Here is a 24,105-nt window from a genome sequence, read left to right on the forward strand (position 1 = left end):
ACGCCTGTGACGGTGAAAAGGAGTCAGTTCCGCGGATTATTTTTTGAAATACTTCGGATGGTCCCCATGAGCGCATGGCTGAAAACGCGTGTGATCAGCAATTGCCTGGGCCATCAAGCGGGCTTCATGCCTGGGGACCAACCGGCTGGCCTCTCCGCCTGCCTCGAGGAACCGCGCTGCAAATCGGACTGAACGTCAGCCTGAGCTCGTGGGTGCCGTTGCGATCAATGCCTTCGAAGAACTTCTGGTCTTGTGAAGGTCCCGCCTCAACCAGTCCAGCGCCGCGTTGACCGCCCGCACCTTGACTGTCTCGCGCGGTCCAGGGTACGAAAGTTTCCTGCTCCAAACTCCATTCGGCGAGTAAAGAGCGATATAGATTGTGCCGATCGGACTGGCTTCGTGGCCGCAGGTGGGGCTGGCGAAGCCCGTGACCGCAAGCGCGTAGTCGGCGCCCAGCCTTTCGGCAGCTCCGGTCGCCATGGCCACCGCGCCCTCCGGCGATACGGCGCCGTGCTGCGAAAGAATCTCCTCGGGCACGTCGAGAAGCTGCATTCGGGATTCATTGGAATAGCAGACGCAGCCGCCGGCGAAGAACTTGCAGGCGCCGTGAAGCTCCGTGAATGCGTTCGCAAGCAGGCCGCCTGTCGCGGCCTCTGCGACGGCGATGGTCAGCTCCCGCTCCCGCAGCAGATTGGCGCAGATGCGCGCCAGCGGTTCGTTGCCGTAACACACGAAGTCCTCGCCCAGGAGGCATGCGCACTCCGTTGCGATCTCGAGAAGCTGTGTGCCCGAAAATCTATCACCCGATGAGCTGAGACGGCAGTCCACATGGCCTTGATGCGCGCAGAAGGCGACCGTCAGGGCGTCGCCGAACCGGTTGAAGACCGGCTGCAGCCGGTCCTCGAGCGAACTTTCCCCGATGCCCGCGGTGCGAAGCTGGACATACGCCTCGTGGTCGCGGATGCAGCCGAGCGCGGCGAGCCGGGGGAGAACCTGCGTGACGAACATCGGCTGCAGCTCATTGGGCGGCCCCGGCAGCATGCACAGGACCTTGCCATCCTGCTCGAACCAGAGTCCGGGCGCGGTGCCGTTGGCGTTTGGCAGCACGCTGCCGTTGGCGAAGCGGTACGCCTGCTTGAGATTGTTTTTCGTCATGGGACGTCCCAGACGGCCGAAACGCTCGGCGATGGAGGTCTCGATCGAAGGGTCGAACACGAGCGTCTGGCCGAGAACGCCTGCAATCACCTCGCGGGTGCGGTCGTCGCATGTCGGCCCGAGGCCGCCGGTTGTGATGATGACGTCGGCGGACGCCCAGCTTTCGCGAAACTGCCGCTCGATGGCGGCCGCCTCATCCGTCACGGTGACGTTGCGCGCCAGCATCGCGCCGTGGCGGCCGAGCTGGGCGCCGATGAAGGCGAGATGACTGTTGGTTGTAAGACCAAGCAGCAACTCGTCGCCGAGGGTGATGAGTTCAAAACGACGCGGAAAATGGAGGGAGGTCACAAGGCCAGACGAGTATGATTCAAAACTTGCCAGTCTGGAAAGTAGGCTAAACTCGGAAAAATGCCAGTCACTGAATCGCATCGCGAGGACTCGCCCGCTTCCCTGAAGGAAAAGGTGCGGCGTCTGCCTGACCGGCCGGGGGTCTATCTGATGAAGGACCGGCTGGGGCGCATCATTTACGTGGGCAAGGCCAAGAACCTGAAAAAGCGCGTTTCATCGTACTTCACGCCATCCAGGGCAATGGCTGTGCACCCGAAAATCCGGGCGTTGATCGAGACGATTGCGGACTTCGAGACACTGGAGGTGAAATCGGAGCCGGAGGCGCTGCTGCTCGAGGGCAGGCTGATCAAGCAGTGGAAGCCCCGGTACAACACGGATTTTACTGATGACAAACGGTTCCTGCTGGTGCGCGTCGACATGCAGGAGGAGGTTCCGAGGATCCGGCTGACACGCATCAGGAAGGACGACCGGTCGCGCTATTTCGGTCCTTTTGCACATTCAGGGCTGCTTCGGAAGACCCTCGCCCAGATGCGCAGGCAGTTTGGCGTGATGCTGGGAGATGCGACGCCCAGGAAGCTGGCGGATGGCCGGTGGCAGCTCTACGATGATGTGAGACGGGAGCTCTATGGGTTTGAGAATGTGACGACGTCCGAGGAATACCGCGGGCGCGTGGAGGGGGCGTGCATTTTTCTGGACGGGAAGTCGCGCGAGTGGCTCGAGGCTTTGCGTGCGGAGATGGCGGGCGCGGCTTCGCGGCAGGAATTCGAGAAGGCGGCGGAGTTGCGCGATGTGGTGTTCGCGCTCGAGAAGACGCTCGAAAAAACGCGCAAGTTTGAGCGGGATCACCCCGTCGTTTCCACGGACGAATCGGCGATGGCTGCGCTGGGGGAGGCGCTTGGAATGCGGGAGCTGCCGCGCACCATGGAGTGTTTCGACATTTCCCACATTTCCGGCACCTACGTCGTCGCCTCGATGGTGCACTTTTCAAACGGGCGGCCGGACAAGCAGAATTATCGCCGGTTTCAGATCAAGAGCTTCATTGGGAACGACGATTTTCGAGCCATGGAGGAGGTCGTGGGGCGGCGCTATCGAAGGCTGAAACAGGAAGGCAGGCGGATGCCGGATCTCGTCGTGATCGACGGTGGCCGGGGACAGATTGGAGCGGCGCTGAAGGCGTTTCTAGCGATCGAGGTTGAGCCTCCGGCGCTGATCGGCCTCGCGAAGAAGCATGAAACGATCATTTTTCCGGACGCGCGCGCTCCCCTGAATCTGCCGCTGAATTCACCCGCGCTGAATCTGCTCCAGCGGCTCCGCGACGAGGCGCATCGGTTTGCGAACACCTACAGCGCCGACCTGCGTTCGCGGAAACTGCGCGAGAGCCTGCTCGACGATTTTTCCGGACTCGGCGAGGTTCGTCGTGCGGCGCTCCTCGAGCATTTCGGCGACTTCGAACACCTGAAGGTGGCGAGCGCGGCCGAGATCCGCGATGTCCCGGGGTTCGGACCCAAACTCGCCGTGGAGCTGTACGAGTTCCTCCATCGACGTCCCTCCGCTGCGACCCGGGGAGACGAGGCGCCCCATGCGGAGGATGCCGCAGTCCCCACACCGCCGATGCAATCGGCGCAGCCGTCAGCGTTTGAGTCGGACAAGGCGATCGAACCAGCGCGCGGGCAGGATCCAGCGGAGAAAGAGAAAGACCCGGGCGTGGGCGGGGCCTGAGTAGTGCGTGCGCGGGCGCGCGACGGTGAGTGCGCGTTCGACGAGCCGCGCGATGGTGTCCGGAGGCCGGGCGAACCGCCGCCCGCGGCTGTAGCCCTTCCGGTAGGCCTCGACAAAGGGAGCGTATGGACCGGAGTCGTTGAGCGCATCGGCGGATGCGAATGCGGCTGATTCGCCGAATTCCGTCGCGATGTAACCCGGCCGGATCAGCACCACGTCAATGTTGAAGGGGCGCAGTTCGCCCCGAAGCCCGTCGTTGAGAGCCTCGAGCGCGTGTTTTGTGGAATCGTAGACGGACGAAAGCGGGCGCGCGATCCTGCCGGCGACGGAGCCGATGTTGACGATGCGGCCGCGCCCCTGCGAACGCAGGTGCGGAATGACCTGCTGGGTGAGAGCGATCAGGGCGAATACATTGACCTCGAAATTGCGGCGCACGGCGTCGATCGAAACCCGTTCCAGCGGACCCCGCTGGCCATAGCCGGCGTTGTTGACCAGTGCGTCGATTCGACCGAAGCGTTGCAGCGTGGCGGCGACCAGCCTCTCGCGATCGGCGGCAAGGGTGATGTCGGCCGCGACGGCCAGAATGCGGGTGCCGCCTGGGTCCAGTGCCCGTGCCATGGCTTCGAGCCGGTCGGAGCGGCGCGCCGTGAGGATGAGCCTGGCTCCCGCGCGGGCGAGCCGTTGGGCGGTCGCTTCTCCGATGCCGGAGGAGGCGCCGGTCACGATCACCACCTGGTCAGCGAGTGCAGGCATGGGCGGCAATGAGGCAGCGGGAAATTCCCGACGCGAGTGAAAATTGCTGCGATGAATCGGATTGAGCTGGCGACCCGAGTTTGGCACGAGTGAGGAATCATGCGCCTGACCATCCTGAGTCTGCTGGCTGTCTGCCTCACAAGCATCCTTCGCGCCGATGTTGCGCTGGCGGGACTGTTCCAGGATGACCTCGTTTTTCAGCGTGACCGCCCTGTGCCGATCTGGGGTCGAGCGGATCCCGGCGAGAATGTGACCGTCAGCTTTGCCGGCCAGGAGGTCTCGACAATGACACCGGCCGACGGTCGCTGGATCGTATACCTCGATCCGCTGGCGACCCGCTCGGAACCGGCGGAGATGACGGTGTCGGGCAACAATCAGCTGACCGTGAAGAACATTCTGGTTGGCGAGGTGTGGCTTTGCTCCGGGCAGTCGAACATGGGGTGGCTGGTCAGGAATTCGGACAATGCGAAGGAAGAGATGGCGTCAGCCGATTATCCCCAGATACGCGTCTTCACCGTGCCAAGGAAGGTGTCTGAGACGCCAACGGACGAACTGACGGGAAAGTGGTCGCCGGCGAGTCCAGCCACGGCGGGAGGATTCACCGCAGTGGGGTATTTTTTTGCGCGCGACATCCATCGCAAGCTGGGTGTTCCCATCGGCATCATTCACAGCAGTTGGGGCGGCACTCCGATTGAATCGTGGATGAGCCCTGCGGCGCTGGCGAGCGATCCGGCCTTTGAGATCGTATTCAAGCGCTGGAAGGAGGCGCTGGATGCCTATCCGGAGGAGAAGGCGGCCTATGACAAGGAACTTGAAGCGTGGACTTCAGAGCAGGCGGAGGCCAGGAAGGCGGGGAAGCCGTTTTCCAAGCGGAAACCACTGGAACCCCGCGATCCGAAAAGCCGGGACCTGCCGTCCGGCCTTTTTAACGCGATGATCAATCCAGTGCTCCCGTACGGCATTCGCGGCGTGCTCTGGTACCAGGGCGAGAACAATGCGCGCCGTCCGTCAGGGTATCACAAGCTTTTCGAGACGATGATCACGTACTGGCGCGCGCATTTCGGGCAGGGGGATTTTCCTTTTTGCTGGGTGCAGCTGGCCAACTTCAAAACGAACTTCGACTGGGCGGCCCTGCGCGAGACGCAGACACAGACGCTTTCCCTTCCTGACACAGGGCAGGCGATTGCCATCGATATCGGGAATCCGGACGACATTCATCCTCGCAACAAGCAGGAGGTGGCCCGTCGCCTCGCGCTGATTGCAAAGGCTCAGGTCTACGGCATTCCAGGGGACTACTCCGGCCCGGTGTTCCAGTCGGCGGATCGCGAGAAAAACGGCATTCGCGTGCACTTCAGCCATGCCGTGACGGGCCTGATCGCGCGCGATCAGCCGCTGCAATCGTTTGAACTCGCCGGCCGGGACAAGGTTTTCCACCCGGCGCAGGCGGCGATCGAAGGAGACACCGTGTTTGTAACGTCGTCCGAAGTGAACGAGCCGATCGAAGTGCGCTATGCGTGGAGCAATGCTCCGGTTGCGAATCTCTACAACGGCGCCGGACTGCCGGCGGGGCCGTTTCGCACGGACGACTGGTGAGCCGCACGCGGGGGTGGCAGGTCAGAGGCCCACGAGCGAACCGTTGCGCTTGATCCAGGCTTCCGCCTCGCGCCAGCCGGGGCACACCTCGGCGACGCGCGCCCAAAAACGCTCGGAGTGATTCATCTCGCGGAGGTGCATCAGCTCATGGTGGATGATGTAGTCGCGGACATGGTCCGGGGTCTGCACCAGCCGCCAGTTGAGGGAGATCACGCCGCCGGAGCTGCAGGAACCCCAGCGTGAGCGCTGGTTGCGCACACCGACCTGCTTCACCTCGACGCCGCAAATCGCCGACAACTCCCAGGTGCGTGCGGGCAGCTCGATTCTGGCGCGACGCTGGAAATGGGCTTCGAGGGTCGGTCGAAGATTGCCGTTCAGGTGAGGCACGCGGAAGACATCCGCGTCGAGGCAGACCGCGGGTTTCTCACCCGCCACCGCGACGCGCAGTGGTGTGAGCGTTCCGCGCCAGAGGATGTGTGTGCCGGGAACCCAGACCTCGGGGGCCTGGGGACGGCGGCGCTGGCGCTGGCGCGCGCGCTCCAGCCAGTCGCGGTGCGACTCCAGAAACCGCCGGGCATCACGCTCGTTGCCGCGGGCGGGAATTGTGACCTCGGGAACGCCGTCCCTGCGCAGGATCAGGCGGTAGTGATCCGCGCGCAGGCTTCGTTTGAAAACGACATCCGGATCACGCGTTTCCTGCGGTGATGCGGCGATCGGGTGCGCCCCGGCCGCCGTTGAGGCGGTTGTTGTGAGCACTGAATCGAGAAAGTCCGACTGGCGTTCGCGCGACATTGCGGGCTCAGAGTGTGATCACTTCCCAGCGCTTGAGCGCATTCCGTTCAAGAGTGAGCCACGCGAACGAGCATGTGTCCGATCGCGGGTAGCTGATGCAGCCGGGATTGAGCCAGCGCACGCGGGAGAAATCAATGTCATCGCGGGGAACATGGGTGTGGCCGTGCAGGAGAAAATGGACGCCAGCCGGAGCGCGGCGCGGCGGAATGTGGACGAGGTGGAAACTGAGGCTCCCTCTGACCAGTGTCATCTCCATTGGCCAGGGATGGGAGTCATTGTTGCCGCGGACAACGTGCATGGGTTTTCCCAGCAGCTCGAATTCGACGAGAGTTTCCGGATCGCAGACATCGCCCAGGTGCCAGATCTCATCGGCGCCTTTCAGCAATCCCGGCAGACCGGAGGGATAACGGTCATGGGTGTCGGCAATCACGGCGATGCGCATGCCCGATTCCAGTCCGAGGCATCGATGCGGGTCACCTAAAATCGTGGGGAATCCGGCATCAGCCCTTCAAGGCGGTGCTGCAACATTTGCACGCGCACGATGGCTTGGGTTTGAGTTTCAACCCGGCGCGCCCATGATTCCGGCATGTCCCTGCCCACTTCAGACGCGCCGATGCCTTCCGCCCAGCCTCCGCCGGAAGCGAATCCTCCTCACCTGGGGCCGGGATCGAAAGCCGCCGCGGGCCTGAAGGCCGTCATCAAGACCGGTGAGCATGCGCTCGGAAGGGCGGGCGTTTGGGCCGGCACCCGGGCGCTGCTCAAGGTCAACCAGATCGACGGTTTCGACTGCCAGTCCTGCGCATGGCCGAATCCGGACACGGACCGCCACACCTTTGAGTTCTGCGAAAACGGCGCCAAGGCGGTTGCGGACGAGGCGATGACGGCGCGCGTCGACCGGGATTTTTTCGCCAGACATTCGATCGCAGAACTTCTTGGACGGAGCGACTACTGGCTGAACCGCCAGGGCCGCCTGACCGAGCCCATGATCCGGCGTCCGGGGGCGGCGCACTATTCCCCGGTTTCCTGGGGCGAGGCGTTCGGGACGATTGCGCACGAGCTCCGCGGCCTGTCCACGCCGGATGCCGCGGCATTCTACACATCGGGGAGAACCAGCAACGAGGCCGCGTTTCTCTATCAGCTTTTCGCGCGGCAGTTTGGCACCAACAATCTGCCCGACTGCTCGAACATGTGCCACGAGAGCAGCGGCGCGGCGCTGAACGCGACCATCGGGGTGGGCAAGGGAACGGTGACGATGGAGGATTTCCTCAAGGCAGAGCTCATCCTTGTCGTCGGCCAGAATCCCGGCACGAACCACCCGCGCATGCTCTCGACCCTGGCGGAGGCGAAGGGCGGGGGGGCGACCATAGTATCCATTAATCCACTACCCGAGATCGGCAATTTTCGCTTCAAGAACCCCCAGGACCTGCTCAATCCGCTCAAGGCTGTGAAGCTCCTGCTTCAGCCGGGCACGCCTTTGAGCGACCACTGGCTTCAGGTGCGCATTGCCGGGGATCTGGCGCTCTTCAAGGGACTGATGAAGGGCATGCTTGAAATTGAGGATGCGGCGCCCGGCACCGTGTTTGACCACGCGTTCATCCGCGAGCACACGGACGGATTTGAGCCACTGATCGCGGACCTGCGGGCGACGCCGTGGGAGTCGATTGTCGAAGCCGCAGGGGTCGGGCGCGGGGAGATCGAGCGCGTATCGCTGCTGGCCGCGCGGTCGAAGGCGACCATCTGCTGCTGGGCCATGGGCCTGACACAGCAGCCGCAGGCGGTTGCCACCATCCAGCAGATCGTCAACTTCCTTCTCCTGCGCGGCAGCATCGGGCGGCCGGGCGCCGGGGTCTGTCCGGTGCGCGGACATTCGAATGTCCAGGGCGACCGCACCATGGGAATCTTTGAGAAGATGCCGGATGAGTGGCTGGACCGCCTCGATCGTGAGTTCGGCTTCAAATCGCCGAGGAAACACGGTCATGACACGGTGGATGCGATTCGTGCGATGCATCGGGGCGATGTGAGCGTCTTTTTCGGACTCGGCGGCAATTTCCTTTCGGCGACTCCCGACACTGAATTCACCGGTGAGGCGCTTCGTCGGTGCGCGCTGACCGTGCATGTCTCGACCAAGCTGAATCGCGCGCACCTGGTGACCGGTCGCACGGCGCTGATCCTGCCGTGCCTTGGCCGCAGCGAACGGGACCGCCAGGCGGCGGGCGAGCAGTTTGTCACCGTGGAGGACTCGATGGGCATCATCAGCTCCTCGCGCGGCCATGCGGAACCGGCGTCACCCGATCTTCTCAGCGAACCTGCTATCGTGGCGCGGCTCGGCGCGGCTGTTCTTGGCGCACGCACGTCCGTGCCATGGCATGACCTCGCCGCCGACTACGACCGGATTCGCGATCACATTGCGCGCGTTGTGCCGGGATTCGAGGATTTCAACGAGCGAATTCGCCAAGGGGTTTTCCACCTGCCAAATGCCGTGCGGGATCAGCGGGTTTGGAGGACGATTTCAAAGAAAGCGCGCTTCACCGTGGCGCCAATCAGACGCTCCACTCTGCGGGGCGGCGAATTCGTGATGATGACGATCCGCACCCATGACCAATTCAACACGACGGTGTACGGGCTCGATGATCGCTATCGTGGAGTCTACGGCGGACGACGGGTTGTGTTCATGCAAGAGGACGACATCAAGTCGTCGGGTTTGATGGCGGGACAGTTGGCCGACCTCGCGAACCATTTTGGCGGAGTGACGCGAGTGGCGCGCGGCTTCATGGTTGCACCCTATTCGATTCCGCGCGGCTGCGTTGCCACCTATTTTCCTGAAGCCAATGTACTTGTGCCGGTCGATAGCACGGCCGAGATCAGCAATACTCCCACGAGCAAATATGTTGTCGTTACGATATCCCCCAGCGCGGATCTGACGGACGAATCATGATCGGTCAATAAAATCGCTTCTGTGTGCTGGCAGGTGAAACAAATGCGGCTAGGATGAGTCACAGACATACAAAGAACAATTAATCCTATGAAACCACTACAACTGCTTCTGATTCTCTCTCTGGCGGGAACCGCTGCGGTATACGCGGCGGACAACAAGATTCCCACCACGCGTGTCGAGGTGAACTTCACAGACCCTGAAAACTTCACGGACGTGAAGGACAGTTCCTTTGGCACTGAAAAAGGCCGCGACGCAATCCTGTCCGAGATCCGCGAGTACATCACGCGGCGTGCGGACAAGCTGCTTCCTGCGGGCCAGAAACTGACCATCACGTTCAGCGACATCGACCTCGCCGGTGAATATGAGCCCTGGCGCGGACCGCGTGCGGACGACATCCGCATTGTGAAGGACATCTATCCACCTCGCTTCAAGTTCAGCTATAAAGTCACCAATGCGGCGGGTGCCGTCGTAAAGCAGGGAGAGGAGAACATCACCGACCTTGCGTTCATGATGCGCCTGACTATCGATCGTCAGGATCCGCTGCGGTATGAGAAGGACATCCTCAATGACTGGATGGGCGCAAAACTGCGCGAAACCAAGTAGAGCTGTTCACGGATTGCGCACTTGATGCGATCCCACCGCCGCGACTCACCAGCTCGCGGCGGTTTCTTTGGAGCCCCTGCTTTCCCCATTGAATCCCCAGGCCTCGGAATCCGGTTCACGCATCGACAAGTGGCTTTGGGCGGTCCGCCTATACAGGACGCGCAGCCTGGCTTCCGACGCCTGTCGCGCGGGGAGCGTGAAGATTGCCGACCAGCCGGTGAAGCCGGCGCGGGATGTTCATGAAGGGGAGATCATTTCGGTGCGGCAGGGTGTTGTGAATCGAACACTGATCGTGCGTGCGGTGCCAAAATCGCGTGTGGGAGCTCCGCTTGTGGCGGACTACTGTGACGAGCAGACGCCTGCGGCCGAATGGGAGAAGGCCAGGGAACAGCGCATCCAGCATCTTTTGCAGCGGGAGCGCGGATCCGGTCGGCCCACGAAGCGGGATCGACGTCAGATCGACAGGCTCCTGGGTTAGTGTGCGGGATCATCCGTTCCCACCGCGGAGCACATGAACGTGGGCGAGGTCGTGCTTCTCGAACTCCTGCCAGTAGGCGTCCTCAAGCTTCTTGAGTTCGGCCTCAAGTGAAGGGGGTGGTTCGAGGCCGGGGGTGGTCGAGGCGAGGTGGCGCCTCGCCTGGTCCGAGGCGTAGTCGCGATCGGCAAGCCGAGCCACGAGTTCATGCCAGAAGGCGTCGTTGGTGTGCTCGGAGAGCACCTGTTCAACCTGCTCGTTCTTCGTGACTTTTTCGGACAGCGAGAGGACTCCGTTGGATCCCTTTTCGACGAGATCCGCGCAGTTCAGCGCCTCCGCCAGATTCAGGATCGTCTGCTCGACATCCTGGTATCGTTTGGCGGCCGTGGTCTCGGGCCCCTGATAGGCAGTCACCACGTGCATGCCGAAATGCACGAGCTCCAGGACCCGCGCAAACTCCTTTGGAGTGAACGATACTTTCATGGGCTTGCATTGTGCGCAGTGTGCCGGGAACTCGGCAACGATGGAGTGGGTTTCATCGGCTGCGGGCGGGCACCCCCGTCAATGTGGTTTCAAGAAATCCCTCGCCCAACGGGGCTGGCCAGCCTTGAATGACTGCGTTCATGTCCCTGTTCAGCCTGCTCGACGTTTCACTCAGCTTTGGTGGTCCCTACATCCTGGAAAAGGCCAATTTCCAGGTGGATCCGGGGGAGCGCGTGTGCCTGCTCGGGCGCAATGGCGCGGGAAAATCGACGCTGATGAAAATCATCGCCGGAGAAATCAAGCCCGACTCCGGCCAGGTCTTCCGCGAACCCGGTGCCGTCTTCACCCGGCTGACGCAGGAGATCCCGGCGGGCATTGAGGGTGATGTGCGCACCCTGGTGACATCGGGCCTGCGTCCGCCGCACGATCATGAGGAGGAGTGGGAGCGGGACGTGCGGGTTGACGATCTCGTCGCACGGCTGCAGCTCGATCCGGAAGCCGAGTTTTCCCAGCTTTCGGGAGGATTGAAACGCCGCGCCCTGCTTGCGCGCGCGCTTGCCGGCCAGCCGGATCTGCTCCTGCTGGACGAGCCCACCAACCATCTCGACGTCGATTCGATCCTGTGGCTTGAGGATTTTCTGCTCTCGGAAAAGATCTCGCTGTTCTTCGTGACGCACGACCGGGCGTTCCTGCGCCGGCTGGCGACGCGGATTGTCGATCTCGATCGCGGGCGGCTTGCGAGCTGGGCGTGCGACTACGACACGTACCTTGTGCGCAAGCAGGAGGTGTTGGAGGCGGAGGAGCGGCAGCAGGCGCTCTTTGACAAGAAGCTGGCGCAGGAGGAGGTGTGGATCCGCAAGGGAGTGAAGGCCCAGCGTTCGCGCGCGCAGGGTCGCATCCACGCGCTCATGAAAATGAGGGCGGAGCGGGCGGCGCGCCGCGAGCGGACGGGCAATGCCACCATGCGGCTGGCCGAAGCCGAGCGATCGGGAGTCAAGGTCGTCGAGGCCGACCGGATCTCGTTCGCCTTCGCGGACGGAAAGCCGCTTGTGAGCGATTTCACCACGCTGATCACGCGGGGTGACAAGATCGGTTTGATAGGTCCCAACGGCGCGGGAAAAACAACTCTCATCAAGCTGCTGCTTGGGGAACTGAAACCGACCTCCGGGGAGATCAAGCACGGCACCGGACTCGAGGTGGTTTATTTCGATCAGTTTCGCGGGCAGATCGACGACAACCGGACGGTCGCGGACAATATCGCGGATGGGAACGAGACCGTCACGATCGACGGACGGACGAGACATGTGATCAGCTACCTTCAGGACTTTCTCTTTTCGCCGGATCGTGCGCGCACGCCGGCTCGCGTGCTTTCCGGCGGCGAACGAAACCGGCTGCTGCTGGCGCGCCTGTTCACCAAGCCGGCGAATGTGCTGGTGATGGACGAGCCGACCAACGACCTCGATGCCGAGACGCTCGATCTGCTCGAGGACCTGCTCGTGGAATATCAGGGCACGCTTCTCGTGGTGAGCCACGACCGCGATTTTCTGGACAATGTGGTGACCAGTACGCTGGTGTTCGAAGGCAATGGCTCCATAGGAGAGTATGTCGGCGGTTACAGCGACTGGGTGAAGGAAAAGGAAAAGGCTGCCGCGGCGGCAGCCGCCATGGCTGCGCGGGCCGTTGCTCCGGCAAGACCGGCCTCCGGAGGCGCGTCAATCAAGCCCCGCAGACTTACAGCGAAGGAACAGCGGGAACTTGAGGGCCTCCCGTCGCAAATCGAAAAGATCGAGGCTGAGCAGGAGGAATTGTCCGGCAGGCTGGCCGATCCGTCCTTCTACCAGCAGCCTGCCGAAATCGTGGCGGCGGCGCGCGCGCGCGTGTTCGAGCTTGAGGCGGAGCACGCGACGGCGTTTGCGCGCTGGGAGGAACTCGAGGCGCTCAAGTAGCCCGCGCCCCGGTGAGCGCTGGCGGACGCGGGTTTCAAGCTCGTAAGCCGGGCGATTTTCCCTGTTAGTCGTCCCTGACGGAACGGCCGCCCGAATGGCGAAATGGTATACGCTTTCGACTTAAAATCGAATTTCCGAAAGGAAGTGCGGGTTCGAGTCCCGCTTCGGGCACTCCTTCCAGAGTGATGTGGATCCCAAAACTGGGGGGAGAGCAGGAAAACTACGGGTGTGCCATCGATGACAAACCTCCGACAAAAGGGCGGACTACTCTCCAGCAGGTGGTGTGAGGTCTGCCAGAAGCTCGCGTGGGCGCTTCGCCGCGACGTCCGGGAACCTTCGGTAATCCTTGTCGAAGGTGGCGACGGTCAGCCCATTGGACGCACCTTCCGCCGCCAGCGCGCAGTCCGCGAAATCGAGACTGGTGCTGGCGTAGCGGGCGACGGCGTCGAGTGTCGTTGCATCCGCGGCGATGGAGGGCCGCGCCAGGACACGCTGAATGGCCGCGGCGATCTGGTCGCGCGGCACGCCGAAGTGCGATTTGAGGGTCCACGTGACCTCCGCCAGGATGATTGCGGGCAGGTGAAGCGTGCCGTCGGGCGCGCGCTCAATCAGCTCCACCGCTTCCGGAGACTGCCTGGCATGGTCCGCAAGCAGGTAGCGCAGCACGACGTTGGCATCAAGTATCGCGCGTCGCGGCATCGAGGGCGCCCAAGTGTCTGCCGATCGACTTTTCCACCGTCCGCTTGTGCCTCGGCCGGGCATACCGTGCCAGCATTCCCGCCGGGCTGGCATCCGCGCGCAGCGTCACCCTGCCTTCGTGGAATTCAACCAGGACGTCGCCGCCCGGCTCGACGCCGAGCCACTCCCGCATCGGTTTGGGAAACGTCGTCTGGCCTTTCTGCGTGAGGTGCAATTTGATCATTTGCCTTACTTTCTTCTGAAGTGCATTACATCAACGAAGGGCGTAAGTCAAGTGGCTGGACTGAAGGCGCACAACGCGTGGTGTCGGATCGGAAAGGCAGCATGCTCGCCGTGCGCGGATCTTGACGCCGGACTATCCCAGGAGGCCCTGCAGTCTCGACCGCAGGAGCTGCCGCGCGCGGTAGAGGCGGGTCTCCACGGCCTTGGGCGAGCAGCCCATCACCTGGGCGGCCTCCTGATGGCTGAGGTCCTCGATTTCGACGCATAGTACGGCCTGCCGGAGTTTCGCTGGCAGCGCGTGCACTGCCGCCTGCACGCTTCGTGCGAGGTTCTTCTCCTCAATCAGCTGGGATGCGGTGCGTGCCGCGGGATCGGCCACCTCGAATCCGCCGGGAGTGGAATCGTTCAACTCCTCCATGCTGTCTTCGCGCCGGCGAATCCGCCAGCGCAGACGGTTGCGGCCGAGGTTGCCGGCGATCGTCAGCAACCATGGCTTGAACGAGGATCCCGGCCTGTAGTTGGCGCGCTTTTGGTAGAGACGAACAAAGGCCTCCTGAGCCACGTCCTCGACATCGGCGGACGGAACCCCGAGGCGAAGCAGGAAACTTTTGACGCTGATCTCCCACCGCTGCATCAGCGCGGCAAGGGCGTGGTTGTTCCCCTGCTGCAAGGCGGCCATCAGCGATTCGTCAGACGAGCTCCCGGTGTCACCTTCGACCGGGGGCATGGTGCGTGGCGTGATTCTGCAGGTCGAGCGACGCGGGAGCGGAGTGGTCGAAGGCGGCTACGCGCGGCAGAACGATGGAGATGTAGCGTTCCCCTTCGCGACCGCCGATCACGGCGGCGACTTCCCGGATGTGCTGCTCAGTGCTGGCCCGGCATTCGGCGTCGACCTCGGCCGACTGTTTCATCGCCGCGGCCACCTCCGATTCGGGCGCTCCGGAGCGGCGCAGCCGCTTCAACGCGGTCCGCGATTCGGCAATGGCCTCGCAGTGGCCGGCGCAGATTTTCTCATAAGACGCGTGCATGGCCTTCACCCTGGCGAATGTGTCGTCCGAGAGTTTGAACTCATCGCGCAGCCAGACAAGTGAATCGTCGTTTGATTCAATGCTGGTCGCCGCTGATGCCGGACGGAGGCAGAGGTAGGTCAGGCTGCCGGCCGCAAGTGCCACAAGCGCGATCAACCCTGCGGTGAGCCAGCCATATTTCATGGAGAGGGCGCTGAGCTCAATTGCTGATGGGGATCGATGCTCGCCACGTAGTGTCGGATCTGAGCTTCACGCGCCTGCGCGGCCTGATGGCGGGCGAGGAGGCTTCCTCCTGCGCCGGCGGCGAAAATGCCCACCGCGGCCGCAAAGGCGACCCCGGGAACGTGGAGCCTGAGCCAGCCCGCCCACGTCGCGGGCAAACGCTGCGCCGTATCTATGCGGGCCCAGACCGCTGCTCGAAACCCGGAACTTGGCTCGGCCGCAGCCGTCCAGCCCCGACGCAGCAGTCGGCGGAGATGTTCATCTTCAAGATTTGAACTCATTTTGGTTTGATTGCCTTACTCCCGGGTTCAGTCGCAACCCTCAGGAATTTGGCGCTGTCATGGTTTGGCGCGGCGCAGGCGCAGTGCATTTGAAATGACGGAAACGCTGCTGAGGGCCATCGCCGTGCCGGCGAACATGGGATTCAGCAGCCAGCCGGTAAGCGGGTAGAGGACACCGGCGGCGAGAGGAATGCCGGCTGCGTTGTAGACAAAGGCAAAAAACAGATTCTGCCGGATGTTCCTCATCGTGATGCGACTGAGCTTCAGTGCGGTCGAGATGCCACGCAGGTCGCCTTTCACAAGGGTGATGGTCGCGCTTTCGATGGCGACATCCGTGCCCGTGCCCATCGCGATGCCGACATCGGCGGCGGCAAGCGCGGGGGCGTCGTTGATGCCATCACCGGCCATGGCGACAATCGCGCCCTTCTGACGGTGTTCGCCGATGATGCGAAGCTTGTCCTCGGGCGTGAGATGGGCGCGCACGTCGTCGATGCCCAGCGTCCTGCCGACAGCCTCCGCAGTTTTCGCATGGTCGCCGGTGAGCATGACAACCCGGATGCCAAGGTCGTGGAGTCGTTGAATCGCATCGGCGGTCGTGTTTTTGATCCGGTCAGCAAGGGCAAGAATCCCGGCGACCTCCTGTCCGATTGATATCCAGATAACGATGCCACCCTGGGAAAGGAGTTTTTCGGCGGCGCTGTCGAATTCGGGCGAAATGGTCACGCCCTCCTTTTCGAGCCAAACGCGCTTGCCGGCGCGAACGAAGCTGCCAGCGATGGTGCCGGTGACACCCGCGCCGGTGACAGACGCAAAACCTTCGGCGGTGGGATTTGTCAGTCCGCGGGCGGCCGCTGCGTTCACGACGGCGCGTGCGAGCGGATGCTCGCTGCCGGCCTCGAGCGCCGCGGCCCATGCGAGAAGGCGTTCTTCGCCCACCGCGGGATTCGCGTGAAGCCCGGACAGCACAGGCCGCCCCTCGGTGAGGGTTCCGGTCTTGTCGGTGACAAGATGCGTGACCTTTTCCGCGCGCTGAAGCGCTGCCGCATCGCGAATGAGAATGCCGAGCTGAGCGCCGCGTCCGATGCCGACCATGATCGACATCGGCGTCGCCAGTCCGAGTGCGCATGGGCAGGCGATGATGAGAACTGCGACGGCATTGGTGATGGCATAGGAGAGGCTTGGACTGGGTCCCCAGATCATCCATGCCGCAAAGGTGAGGACGGCGATGGCGATGACGGATGGGACGAAGACGGACGCCACGCGGTCCGCAAGGGCCTGAATGGGTGCGCGGCTGCGCTGCGCCTGCGCCACCATTTGCACGATTTGCGCGAGCAGCGTGTCCGCCCCCACCTTTTCCGCGCGCATGACGAAGCCTCCGGTCTGGTTGACTGTGGCGCCAATCACGCGGTCACCGGCGGTTTTTCCGACGGGAATCGGCTCTCCGGTGAGCATGGATTCGTCGATGTTGCTCGATCCCTCCACGATCACACCGTCGAGCGGGATCTTTTCCCCGGGCCGCACACGGAGCAGATCGCCCACCTGAACATGCTCGAGAAAAACGTCCTCGTCCCGATCGGCGAGCACGCGCCGCGCGGTCCGGGGAGCGAGGTCGAGCAGCGCGCGAACAGCCCGTCCCGTGCGACGCCGGGCGCGCTCCTGCAGGTATTCACCGAAGATTGCCAGCACGGTGATGATCGCCGCCGACTCGAAGTAGAGCCCGGTTTCTCCGCCGTGCCGCATCTCGTGAGGGAAGAAACCGGGCGCGAGCAGGGCGGCGACGCTGAACGCGTACGCCATGCCGATGCCAAGTCCCAGGAGCGTGTACATGTTGGCGCTGCGGTGTCGCAGGGAATTCCATGCCCTTCGCCAGATGAAATCGCCGGCCCAGAAGAGGACGGGTGTCGCGAGGATGAACTCACCCCAGCGGCGCCAGGCGGCGGTTTCGCCTTCCGTCGCCATGCCGGGAATCATCATCACCATGGCCGAGACGAATACGGGCAGAGCCAGTGCGCCGCCTATCCAAAGTTTGCGCGCAAGCAGCTTCAATTCGGCTTCGTCGTCCTCGTCATCCGCAACCTGCAGCGCTTCGAGCGGCATGCCGCATCTTGGACAGTCGCCGGGGCCCTCCTGCCGGACCTCGGGGTGCATGGGGCAGGTGTAGATGGTCTTGGTGGAGCCCGCAAAAGCGGGATTGCGTTCCAGCGCCATGCCGCAGGTCGGGCAGTCGCCGGGACGGTCGGACTCCACGCCCGGGCACATTGGGCAAAAATAACGGGCCGCGGCCGATGGCACGACGTTCATCTCGTGATGGGAGGCATGGTCGTGATGATGCGCTCCGCCTCCGGCATGGCAGCATTTCCCGGGCATCGATTTCATTGCGGCGTGATGCGTTTCAGGGGAATCCGAGGCATCCTTTGGGGCGTCATGCTTCGAATGGGAGTGAGGATTCATGTGGTTGAGGCGGAGGCTATCGGAGACCATACACCGGAATGAGGGAGAATCCCGCAAGTTTTTCGAGGGAGCCGGTCTCTGGCGCCTGCCGCCCAGGAGTGCGAACACGCTGCACCGCCACATCCGATCGGAGGAGTTCTACTTCGTCCTGGAGGGGACAGGCCGCATGCGCGTTGGAGAGACGACGCTGACCGTGCCGCGTCTTGGCGGGGTGTTGGTCGGCCCGCGGGAAATGCGGCAGGTGTTCAACGACACCGACGAGGAGGTTTTATGGCTGATCATCGGTGGACCCGAGGAGCTGGAGTTTCTTCAGGGGTCGAAATCGAAGATGGATCTTTCGTTGTTCTACCCGAAGGACCCCACCGAACTGCCTCCGGAGTTGTCGGGTGCGGCCTGGCCACCGGCGAAGAATGATGGTGCGTGATCGAGCGGCATGTGCTTCTCGACCGTCAGGCAAGGTTGCGAATGTGCTGAGCACTCTCGATTGAACCGCTGAGGAAGCGTTGGCGGTTTTCGTTGAGCTGCCGGGGGGAGCGGGATCGATGGGAAATGCGTGGCGGCGACAAATGCTTGGCCAAGCCCGGCCGGGCTGTCTAGTGGACAGATGAATGCTGACTGCTCTTTTTGTGGCGGTGCGGATCCTGGCGAATCCGCTTTCGAATGTGCTTCAGAAGCAACTGACCCATCGCGGTGTGCATCCGCTGATCGTCATAGCCGTCACGCATGCGCTCCTCACGCCTGTGGCGGTGCTCCTTTTGATTGGCGTCGAGTGGGGCGGACTGGGACCTGTGTTCTGGCTGAACATGGGGATTTGCGCGGTGCTCGCAGTTGTGGGCAATGCGCTGATCGTTTATGCACTGAGACAGAGCGACCTTTCGGTCCTCGGGCCGATCAATGCGTACAAGTCGGTGCTCAGCCTTGGCCTCGCGTTTGTGCTGCTCGGCGAGGTTCCCACGTCCGTCGGATTTGCCGGGGTTGTGCTCGTGCTTGCCGGAAGCCTCTTCGTGGTTGATCGCGCGCCGGGTCAGGCCCGCCGTGGCGCGATGGTCGCATTCCTCAGGGACCGTGGCATCCAACTGCGTCTGGCGGCGCTTGTGTTTTCGGCGACGGAGGCGGTGTTTCTCAAGCGGGCGATCCTTGAGGCAACACCGCTCGTCACGTTACTGTTCTGGTCGATCCTTGGCTTGCCGGTTGCGCTGATCGCTTTAGCCACGCGGAGGCTGGCTTGCGCGGGGTCGGGTGGGTTGCGCCTGGGCGGGAACATGCGCCATTGCGTCGGACTCGCACTCACGACCGGGCTCATGCAGGCGGCCACGCTCTTCACATTCGGCAAGCTGCAGGTCGGGTACGCCCTGGCGCTCTTCCAGCTATCGACCCTGCTGAGCGTTTTCTTCGGTCACCACTTCTTTGCGGAGAAGAACATCAGGCGCAGATTGATCGGCTCGCTCATCATGGTGGTTGGCGCGGTGATGATTGTGAGTTTTGGAAAATCAGGGGCTTGAGAACTGGAGAACCGCGGCTGGCGATTCCACTAAGTCGAACAGTTTGACCACGGATGGTGCGGATTGCACGGATGCGAATCGAGTGCTGTAAATCATCTGCTGGAGGGGCGCGCTCTGTCGTGCCCGGATTGTTGTCATGTCCGCGAAGGGACAAATCATGCGCCGGGAGGAATTTCAGAAGTGCGAAAAGTGAGGTTTGACCCCTTTAGGCTTGGGAGGCGGATTTTTTGGGTTTGATCCGTGTTCCCGAAAAGATTCACGGCGCGGGATTGAAACTTTACACATGCACGGTGGACGATCCAGTGGTGGCAAGAGCCGAGGCCGCGGCGGGAGTCGATGGAATCACAACCAATCGTCCCGGCTGGCTGCGTGAACAGTTGAAGCGGTGAGCGCGCCGCGGCGTTTGCGCCCGGCTCACGTCACCCGCCCGGTCCTGATCGTGACCAATCGAGCGTCATCCTGTGCGTCGCATCAGCCGACCGGAAATGCTTGATCTCGAGTCTCTGGACTTTGCCTCCCACCTGGATCTCGACCTGGTAGGTTCCGAAAAATCCACGGAATGCCGAGCGACCTGCAGTGTCAGTGTGCGTTTCCGCCCGGGTTGTCCAATCGCGATTGATCAATTGATCCAGTGCCCGGTAGGCGGGCTTCGGATTGAGATCTGCATCAAGCAACCCGCCCTGGGCTTCCTGCTCACTGGCCAGGGCGGTGCCATCACCCAGGTTCCACCAAGTGATTCCCGCCATCCCTGGCACACTGAACCACAGTCTGTAATGGGCCCGCACCAGTTCCTCCTGAAGCGCCGCTCCTCCCTCGCCCGCAGAGGGGATTGTGATCTCCGTGATGTAGAGCGGCAGGCCGAACTCCCCAAGCTTTTGGTAGGATTCGAGCAACCTGCCCGGATTGTTGTCCGGACTGGCGAGAAACTTGTCGAGCTCCCTGCGGCGGAAATAGTGGTACTGGAGGCCGATGCCGCCAATCCGGGCACCCTGCGCGAGCAACCTCTGGATCTGCGCGAAATAGTCTGCGACTTGAGGCGGGTAGTTGTAGCTCGTGACCTCGTTGATCATCAGCATGGTCTCCTTCGGAAACAGCGAGGCTGCCTCATGAAAAGCCCAGCCGACGTAGGCGCGGTCCTCGCTGTAGAGAGGATACGTGGCGGGGCAGACCAGCGACTCGTTCACCGCATCCCAGATTGGGATTTTGGCGGCATATCGAGCGGCGATTTCACGGAATCGCTTGCGGTAGAGCTCGCGCAGGACATCGGGGTCCTTGGGCAGCCATGATGGATTGTGCAGGTGTCACAGCAGCGGGTGGCCCTTGAGCAGGATCCCGTGCTTGCCGGCCCACGCGACAAAGTGGTCAGGCGGCGGACGCCTCCAGATTTCCGGCGCGGGTTCCGCATAGCGCAGTTTGCCCTGCTCCGCTCCGTCGCCGCCCAGTAGAAGGGCACTGTGGTGAAATTGAACAGCCGCAGAAACGCCTTCTCGAAGCGGCGTTCCTTCTCGTCCGGTTTCAACTGGCCGAGCACGAAGGTATTGGACCCGAAGAGAAACTCGTGACCGGTCTGCTTCAATCTGACGGTGGCGCCGGAAACGGGCTTGCCGCCGACATCCACCACTTCGAGCACGGCATCTCCCTTGCGATACTTCTCGATGCCGTCGTCGATTTTTTTGTTCAGGGCCGGATCCCGCCAAGCCTCCAGTGCAGCCGCCTGAGTACTGGCGTCGATGGCGGAAGCCTGTTGCGCCCCGCGGAGCCCAGTCGCGAACGCGTAGGCGAGAGCCAGTGCAGCGATTCGGCGCCAGCAGCGTTCGACCTTGGCGAGGATATCCTGAGCCCAGGCGGTCCACACAAAGGGCGTTGGCCGATGATTCCATTGATCCATGAAGCGCATGGTGGCGTCGATATGAGATGGGGAGCGAGCCTAAGACATCAGAGCTTGAGGCCCACTCAATACACCGGAGTTGGCGGGTTGCGCGACGAGAAGGTTCGAGTATGGAAACAGAAAAGGTGCGGCTGTGATGGGCGTGGGAGCGAGGCTGCATATTGGGAACTGCCATGAAGGTGGACTCGGACATCGATTATTTGGGGTGCTTTCGGTTCACAACGCGTTGCCTTTGGCTGTCGTAGTGCGCGCCATTGGCGCGTGTTGCGCGGTGTTGAGCCGTTTGACCACGGATGGCACAGATTTCACGGAGCGAATGCAGGGGAAGTGCCTTCGCGATTTGCCGTTTGAAAATATCATACGTTGAAGGGCGATGGGCCGCCTTTGGGCATGACAATCCATGGCTCCAAGCCCCAACGGGGCGTGCCAACCCCAACCCATGGCATCGCCATTGGCTCAGGGGTGAACAATATCCCGAGCCATGAAAAAGCGGCTCAACGCTTCGTCACAACTACCCGCCCATGCCTCATCGATCCATGACGCGTGGACTTGGGCTTGCGGTTCCAACGATACCTTCTAGCTTCTTTCTCATGGGTGCCGCCGAAATCCGGAAGATGACCACTAGTGAGCGATTGGCAGCGATGGAGCAGCTTTGGGACGCCCTGTGCCGTGAGGAAACCGAACCAACGTCTCCAGCTTGGCACGATGTCGTGCTGGCGAAGCGGAAGGAGAAGATGAACTCTGGGGAGGCACGGTTCTTCACTCTGGACCAGATTCGAGACCAGTTCCACTGATGCGCGTCCGCGCGGTCATCATCCTTTCGGAAGCCGCGGGGGATTTGGAGGCCGGACGTACTTTCTACGACGAGCGGGAGCCCGGTGTGGGGCGATACTTTTTGGACTGCCTCTTTTCCGACCTCGAGTCGCTGCGGCTCCATGCTGGCATCCACTCTATCCACTTTGAATTCCACCGCCTTCTGTCGCGCCGATTCCCATTCGCCATCTATTACGACGTGACCGATGATCTCGCACGCGTGGCCGCGATATTGGACATGCGTCGAGATCCTGCTTGGATTCGAAAAGAACTAAATGAAAGAGTCAGGCTTAAGACATCATAGCTTGACAACCTGCTGTGCACTGCGCGCTGGCGGTGCTTGAGGAAAAATTATCCGCGCTTTCAGGGCTCAGTTCTGCAAACGCGCTCAGTTCCGAAGGCGTTGCCTTGTAATCTCGTAGTGCGCGCCATTGGCGCGCAGTGCGCGGAGTCGAGCCGTTTGACCACGGATGGCACAGATTGCACGGATCGGAAATGTTCGACCACAGGGAGGTCAAGTTGCGCGGATGGGAGGTGAAATTCGGGGGGCGGAGGGCTGGTTGTCGATTCAAGTGGGGATTGCGCGCGGGGTGGGAAGGGGTCAGACATGGAGCCTTCATGGAAAGCGATTCGGAGCAGCGAGCGGCGGACAATTTGACAGCAATCGCTGCGGGCCGGTTCTCGGCAAGGGATCGGAAACGGGTTCTGATCATTCTGCTCCTTGCGATCTTCATGTCGCTGATCGACGTCAGCATCGTCAATGTCGCCCTGCCTTCGATCCAGCATGCGCTGGGGGCGACGCTGTCGGATCTGCAATGGGTGCTGTCGGGCTATGCGCTGACGTTTGGAGTGGTGCTGGTGGCGGCGGGGAGGGCCGGGGACATCATGGGCCGCGGAGGGATTTTTCTCATCGGTGTCGTCATTTTCACCCTGTCCTCCGTGGCGGCAGGCATGGCGCCGAATGCCGACTGGCTGAATGGTGCCCGCTTTGTGCAGGGTGTGGGCTCGGGCATTCTGAATCCCCAGGGAGTCGGCATGATTCAGGAGTTCTTTCGCGGGGATGAACGTGCCCGTGCCTTTGGCCATCTCGGCACGACGGTTGGGTTTTCCGTGGCCGTCGGGCCGGTTCTCGGAGGATTTCTCATCCATCTTGGCGGACCGGAAATGGGGTGGAGGCTGACGTTTCTGGTCAACCTTCCGATCGGCATCCTGATTGTGATTCTGGGACTGCTTTGGTTTCCAAAGCCCTTGATCCAGGATGGGGTCCAATCCCGGCGGAACGGCGCGGCGCGGGCCGGCGCATTGTTGCGCTCGCTCGATCCGATGGGTTCGCTGCTGCTTTGCCTCGCGGTGCTTGCGATCCTCTTTCCGTTTGTTGAGTCCCGCGCGTCACCACTGACCTGGATGCTTCTTCCCGCGGGCATTGTGCTGTGCTTCCTCTGGGTGAAATGGGAGAGGCGTCATGCGCGGCGCGGCCTCAGCCCCATGGTTGATTTGAATATTTTCCTGACGCCGAGTTTTGCCAATGGAGCGACGATCATGACGCTGTGTTTTCTCGGCATGTCGAGCATCTGGGTGCTCGTCATGCTCTATGTGCAGGAAGGCAGCGGCAAATCGGCGCTCGAGGCGGGCACGTTTGGCATTCCGGCGGCGCTGCTTTCCGCGTATTCGGCGCACTGGTCGGGCAGGCGCGTCATGCGGCATGGACGCAGGATTGTCATTGGCGGCCTGTGGCTGGCCGTCTTCGGGCTGGCTTCAACCGCAGCCATCATGCTTCTGCATGCCGCAGGACTTCTGAATGTCTGGTGGCTCATGGCCTCGCTTGCGTTCATTGGACTCGCGCAGGGATCGATCATCAGCCCGAATCAGGCGCTGACGCTGAACGAGGTTCCCGTGGAATATGCCGGGAGTTCAGGTGCCGTTATGCAGACGGGACAGCGCATCGGGACGTCGGTGGGCATTGCGATCATCACGGCAATTGTCTTCGGCATGCTCGCGGTTTCGAACTGGGCGACTGCGGTGGCGACGGGATTCGGCGCCATCATCCTGGTGGTGTTCGCCGCACTTGGATTTGCGTACAAGGACCAGCGCGATCGATTGAAGAACGGCCAGCGTGAACATGGCTCGATCGTGCCGTCGCTGGCGCCGCCGACGCTTGATTAGCACGGGGCGGACAGGGACAGGCCGCGGGACTTGA

At 62.3% G+C, this 24,105-nt stretch carries 23 protein-coding genes, 1 tRNA gene and 1 pseudogene; 12 read left to right on the forward strand and 13 right to left on the reverse strand.

The window, feature by feature from the left end; genetic code table 11:
• Positions 1-195: 195 nt before the first annotated feature.
• A complete protein-coding gene (locus HS122_14415) occupies positions 196-1,584 on the reverse strand; it encodes a CinA family nicotinamide mononucleotide deamidase-related protein (GenBank protein ID MBE7539590.1) in 1,389 nt (462 codons plus the stop codon).
• Between HS122_14415 and HS122_14420 the strand changes: the two genes are divergently transcribed.
• Positions 1,564-3,222: an excinuclease ABC subunit UvrC gene (locus tag HS122_14420; protein MBE7539591.1), complete on the forward strand. Its 1,659-nt coding sequence runs from the start codon at positions 1,564-1,566 to the stop codon at positions 3,220-3,222. The two genes, HS122_14415 and HS122_14420, sit on opposite strands and share 21 nt — an antisense overlap.
• Here HS122_14420 and HS122_14425 read toward each other — a convergent pair.
• Complete coding sequence (locus HS122_14425; protein ID MBE7539592.1) at positions 3,133-3,975, reverse strand: SDR family NAD(P)-dependent oxidoreductase; 843 nt, start codon at positions 3,973-3,975, stop codon at positions 3,133-3,135. The two genes, HS122_14420 and HS122_14425, sit on opposite strands and share 90 nt — an antisense overlap.
• A gap of 99 nt (positions 3,976-4,074) precedes the next feature.
• Here HS122_14425 and HS122_14430 point away from each other — a divergent pair, with 99 nt between their 5' ends.
• Entirely contained in the window at positions 4,075-5,568 is a 1,494-nt protein-coding gene (locus tag HS122_14430) for a sialate O-acetylesterase (GenBank protein ID MBE7539593.1), read from the forward strand.
• A gap of 21 nt (positions 5,569-5,589) precedes the next feature.
• Here the strand turns inward: HS122_14430 and HS122_14435 are convergent, their stop codons facing one another.
• The gene (locus HS122_14435) at positions 5,590-6,360 is read right to left on the reverse strand and encodes a M48 family metallopeptidase (GenBank protein ID MBE7539594.1); all 771 of its coding nucleotides are present in this window, start codon (positions 6,358-6,360) and stop codon (positions 5,590-5,592) included.
• 7 nt (positions 6,361-6,367) lie between these two features.
• Entirely contained in the window at positions 6,368-6,802 is a 435-nt protein-coding gene (locus HS122_14440) for a metallophosphoesterase family protein (GenBank protein MBE7539595.1), read from the reverse strand.
• A gap of 144 nt (positions 6,803-6,946) precedes the next feature.
• Between HS122_14440 and HS122_14445 the strand changes: the two genes are divergently transcribed.
• The 3 genes from HS122_14445 to HS122_14455 all read left to right on the forward strand — a co-directional run bounded on the left by HS122_14445 (position 6,947) and on the right by HS122_14455 (position 10,376).
• Entirely contained in the window at positions 6,947-9,295 is a 2,349-nt protein-coding gene (locus HS122_14445) for an FdhF/YdeP family oxidoreductase (GenBank protein ID MBE7539596.1), read from the forward strand.
• Between the two features lie 87 nt (positions 9,296-9,382).
• Complete coding sequence (locus HS122_14450) at positions 9,383-9,898, forward strand: DUF3016 domain-containing protein (protein MBE7539597.1); 516 nt, start codon at positions 9,383-9,385, stop codon at positions 9,896-9,898.
• 88 nt (positions 9,899-9,986) lie between these two features.
• Positions 9,987-10,376 (forward strand): RNA-binding S4 domain-containing protein, encoded by a 390-nt coding sequence (locus HS122_14455; protein MBE7539598.1) that lies wholly within the window; start codon positions 9,987-9,989, stop codon positions 10,374-10,376.
• Positions 10,377-10,385: 9 nt separating this feature from the next.
• On the opposite strand, the gene HS122_14460 is transcribed toward HS122_14455, so the two are convergent.
• A complete protein-coding gene (locus HS122_14460; GenBank protein ID MBE7539599.1) occupies positions 10,386-10,856 on the reverse strand; it encodes a hypothetical protein in 471 nt (156 codons plus the stop codon).
• Between the two features lie 140 nt (positions 10,857-10,996).
• On the opposite strand from HS122_14460, the gene HS122_14465 reads away from it, so the two are divergent.
• Both HS122_14465 and HS122_14470 read left to right on the forward strand, forming a co-directional pair.
• Entirely contained in the window at positions 10,997-12,802 is a 1,806-nt protein-coding gene (locus HS122_14465) for an ATP-binding cassette domain-containing protein (GenBank protein MBE7539600.1), read from the forward strand.
• An 88-nt stretch (positions 12,803-12,890) separates the two neighbouring features.
• Positions 12,891-12,973, forward strand: a tRNA-Leu gene (locus HS122_14470).
• A 93-nt stretch (positions 12,974-13,066) separates the two neighbouring features.
• On the opposite strand, the gene HS122_14475 is transcribed toward HS122_14470, so the two are convergent.
• The 6 genes from HS122_14475 to HS122_14500 all read right to left on the reverse strand — a co-directional run bounded on the left by HS122_14475 (position 13,067) and on the right by HS122_14500 (position 17,705).
• Positions 13,067-13,501: a PIN domain-containing protein gene (locus HS122_14475; protein MBE7539601.1), complete on the reverse strand. Its 435-nt coding sequence runs from the start codon at positions 13,499-13,501 to the stop codon at positions 13,067-13,069.
• Positions 13,479-13,724, reverse strand: coding sequence for an AbrB/MazE/SpoVT family DNA-binding domain-containing protein (locus tag HS122_14480; protein MBE7539602.1), 246 nt, complete (start codon positions 13,722-13,724; stop codon positions 13,479-13,481). Before HS122_14480 ends, HS122_14475 begins: the two co-directional genes overlap by 23 nt.
• A 132-nt stretch (positions 13,725-13,856) precedes the next feature.
• Positions 13,857-14,450 (reverse strand): sigma-70 family RNA polymerase sigma factor, encoded by a 594-nt coding sequence (locus HS122_14485; GenBank protein ID MBE7539603.1) that lies wholly within the window; start codon positions 14,448-14,450, stop codon positions 13,857-13,859.
• Positions 14,431-14,934, reverse strand: a complete 504-nt coding sequence (locus HS122_14490) for a hypothetical protein (protein ID MBE7539604.1) — start codon at positions 14,932-14,934, stop codon at positions 14,431-14,433. Before HS122_14490 ends, HS122_14485 begins: the two co-directional genes overlap by 20 nt.
• Positions 14,931-15,254, reverse strand: a complete 324-nt coding sequence (locus HS122_14495) for a hypothetical protein (GenBank protein ID MBE7539605.1) — start codon at positions 15,252-15,254, stop codon at positions 14,931-14,933. Before HS122_14495 ends, HS122_14490 begins: the two co-directional genes overlap by 4 nt.
• Before the next feature lie 57 nt (positions 15,255-15,311).
• Positions 15,312-17,705 carry a heavy metal translocating P-type ATPase gene (locus HS122_14500; protein ID MBE7539606.1) on the reverse strand — a complete coding sequence of 798 codons (2,394 nt, stop codon included), beginning with the start codon at positions 17,703-17,705 and terminating at the stop codon, positions 15,312-15,314.
• On the opposite strand from HS122_14500, the gene HS122_14505 reads away from it, so the two are divergent.
• From HS122_14505 to HS122_14515, 3 genes and pseudogenes are all read left to right on the forward strand, one after another.
• Positions 17,704-18,129, forward strand: a complete 426-nt coding sequence (locus HS122_14505; GenBank protein MBE7539607.1) for a cupin domain-containing protein — start codon at positions 17,704-17,706, stop codon at positions 18,127-18,129. The genes HS122_14500 and HS122_14505 overlap by 2 nt on opposite strands.
• Before the next feature lie 184 nt (positions 18,130-18,313).
• The gene (locus tag HS122_14510; GenBank protein ID MBE7539608.1) at positions 18,314-19,207 is read left to right on the forward strand and encodes an EamA family transporter; all 894 of its coding nucleotides are present in this window, start codon (positions 18,314-18,316) and stop codon (positions 19,205-19,207) included.
• 248 nt (positions 19,208-19,455) lie between these two features.
• Positions 19,456-19,596, forward strand: a pseudogene (locus tag HS122_14515) (glycerophosphodiester phosphodiesterase).
• Between the two features lie 30 nt (positions 19,597-19,626).
• Here HS122_14515 and HS122_14520 read toward each other — a convergent pair.
• Entirely contained in the window at positions 19,627-20,505 is an 879-nt protein-coding gene (locus HS122_14520; protein MBE7539609.1) for an endo-1,4-beta-xylanase, read from the reverse strand.
• Positions 20,388-21,095, reverse strand: coding sequence for a hypothetical protein (locus HS122_14525; protein ID MBE7539610.1), 708 nt, complete (start codon positions 21,093-21,095; stop codon positions 20,388-20,390). Before HS122_14525 ends, HS122_14520 begins: the two co-directional genes overlap by 118 nt.
• Positions 21,096-21,616: 521 nt before the next feature.
• On the opposite strand from HS122_14525, the gene HS122_14530 reads away from it, so the two are divergent.
• Both HS122_14530 and HS122_14535 read left to right on the forward strand, forming a co-directional pair.
• Entirely contained in the window at positions 21,617-21,889 is a 273-nt protein-coding gene (locus tag HS122_14530) for an addiction module protein (GenBank protein MBE7539611.1), read from the forward strand.
• A gap of 637 nt (positions 21,890-22,526) precedes the next feature.
• Positions 22,527-24,071, forward strand: a complete 1,545-nt coding sequence (locus tag HS122_14535) for an MFS transporter (protein ID MBE7539612.1) — start codon at positions 22,527-22,529, stop codon at positions 24,069-24,071.
• The last annotated feature ends 34 nt before the right edge of the window (positions 24,072-24,105 follow it).

Source organism: Opitutaceae bacterium, from assembly GCA_015075305.1.
In the GTDB taxonomy this organism is placed as follows: Bacteria; Verrucomicrobiota; Verrucomicrobiia; order Opitutales; family Opitutaceae; genus UBA6669.

Excerpts from the sequence above, each read along its gene's own strand:
- HS122_14420 (MBE7539591.1), top strand. The coding sequence starts at position 1,564 with ATGCCAGTCACTGAATCGCATCGCGAGGACTCGCCCGCTTCCCTGAAG.
- HS122_14415 (MBE7539590.1), bottom strand. The coding sequence starts at position 1,584 with ATGCGATTCAGTGACTGGCATTTTTCCGAGTTTAGCCTACTTTCCAGA.
- HS122_14425 (MBE7539592.1), bottom strand. The coding sequence starts at position 3,975 with ATGCCTGCACTCGCTGACCAGGTGGTGATCGTGACCGGCGCCTCCTCC.
- HS122_14430 (MBE7539593.1), top strand. The coding sequence starts at position 4,075 with ATGCGCCTGACCATCCTGAGTCTGCTGGCTGTCTGCCTCACAAGCATC.
- HS122_14435 (MBE7539594.1), bottom strand. The coding sequence starts at position 6,360 with ATGTCGCGCGAACGCCAGTCGGACTTTCTCGATTCAGTGCTCACAACA.
- HS122_14440 (MBE7539595.1), bottom strand. The coding sequence starts at position 6,802 with ATGCGCATCGCCGTGATTGCCGACACCCATGACCGTTATCCCTCCGGT.
- HS122_14445 (MBE7539596.1), top strand. The coding sequence starts at position 6,947 with ATGTCCCTGCCCACTTCAGACGCGCCGATGCCTTCCGCCCAGCCTCCG.
- HS122_14450 (MBE7539597.1), top strand. The coding sequence starts at position 9,383 with ATGAAACCACTACAACTGCTTCTGATTCTCTCTCTGGCGGGAACCGCT.
- HS122_14460 (MBE7539599.1), bottom strand. The coding sequence starts at position 10,856 with ATGAAAGTATCGTTCACTCCAAAGGAGTTTGCGCGGGTCCTGGAGCTC.
- HS122_14465 (MBE7539600.1), top strand. The coding sequence starts at position 10,997 with ATGTCCCTGTTCAGCCTGCTCGACGTTTCACTCAGCTTTGGTGGTCCC.
- HS122_14475 (MBE7539601.1), bottom strand. The coding sequence starts at position 13,501 with ATGCCGCGACGCGCGATACTTGATGCCAACGTCGTGCTGCGCTACCTG.
- HS122_14480 (MBE7539602.1), bottom strand. The coding sequence starts at position 13,724 with ATGATCAAATTGCACCTCACGCAGAAAGGCCAGACGACGTTTCCCAAA.
- HS122_14485 (MBE7539603.1), bottom strand. The coding sequence starts at position 14,450 with ATGCCCCCGGTCGAAGGTGACACCGGGAGCTCGTCTGACGAATCGCTG.
- HS122_14490 (MBE7539604.1), bottom strand. The coding sequence starts at position 14,934 with ATGAAATATGGCTGGCTCACCGCAGGGTTGATCGCGCTTGTGGCACTT.
- HS122_14495 (MBE7539605.1), bottom strand. The coding sequence starts at position 15,254 with ATGAGTTCAAATCTTGAAGATGAACATCTCCGCCGACTGCTGCGTCGG.
- HS122_14505 (MBE7539607.1), top strand. The coding sequence starts at position 17,704 with ATGTGGTTGAGGCGGAGGCTATCGGAGACCATACACCGGAATGAGGGA.
- HS122_14500 (MBE7539606.1), bottom strand. The coding sequence starts at position 17,705 with ATGAATCCTCACTCCCATTCGAAGCATGACGCCCCAAAGGATGCCTCG.
- HS122_14510 (MBE7539608.1), top strand. The coding sequence starts at position 18,314 with ATGCTGACTGCTCTTTTTGTGGCGGTGCGGATCCTGGCGAATCCGCTT.
- HS122_14525 (MBE7539610.1), bottom strand. The coding sequence starts at position 21,095 with ATGGATCAATGGAATCATCGGCCAACGCCCTTTGTGTGGACCGCCTGG.
- HS122_14530 (MBE7539611.1), top strand. The coding sequence starts at position 21,617 with ATGCCTCATCGATCCATGACGCGTGGACTTGGGCTTGCGGTTCCAACG.
- HS122_14535 (MBE7539612.1), top strand. The coding sequence starts at position 22,527 with ATGGAAAGCGATTCGGAGCAGCGAGCGGCGGACAATTTGACAGCAATC.